General features: G+C 70.8%; 1 protein-coding gene. It reads right to left on the bottom strand.

The window, feature by feature from the left end:
- Positions 1–45: 45 nt before the first annotated feature.
- Positions 46–590: FHA domain-containing protein (locus AC1D15_RS36265; RefSeq protein ID WP_477829896.1), on the bottom strand; the 545-nt coding region annotated here is incomplete at its 5' end.

Below are 590 nucleotides of genomic sequence, written 5' to 3'. Positions count from 1 at the left end.
CTCGAGGGGGAGGCGCGCAGCGCCTCGGGGGTGGGGCAACCTTCTTCAGCGATTGAACTCGAATGGCGCCTGGGGCTGGGTGTCGGAGAACTTCATCACTTCGAAGCGCACGCACGGCGAGGTCGGATCGGCCGGTGAGGCCCCCAGCCCGATCGCACCGCTGCCGTGCAGCGTGCAGGTGCCGCGGCGCAGCTGCACGATCTCGGAGTCGCTGGAGAAGCGCACGTAGGTGCCGTTGTAGCTGAGGTCGGTCAGCTGGAAGGCGCCGCCGTGCCAGTCGATGCGCGCATGCGAGCGCGAGACCCGCGAATCGTCGATGCAGTAGGTGGCCTGCGGGCTGCGGCCCAGCACCACCGGCAGGCTCGGGCCGGCATAGACGCGGTTCAGGTCGAGCCACGCGAGGCGGATGCCTTCGGGCTCGGTGGTGACGGGCAGCAGGTCGCCGTAGGCCGTGGCCGCGGTGTCGCCGAAGCGCCGGCCTTCGAGCAGGTAGACATGCACCGGCTCGACGCGGCCGCGCAGCTGCACCCGGTCGAGGCTGCGAAAGCGCGCGCTGCTCTCGGCATCCTGCGCCGAGAACACGGTGGCGG

The sequence above is a fragment of the Rhizobacter sp. P2_H2 genome, assembly GCF_056403375.1.
This window is presented reverse-complemented; position numbering and strand designations above follow the sequence as displayed.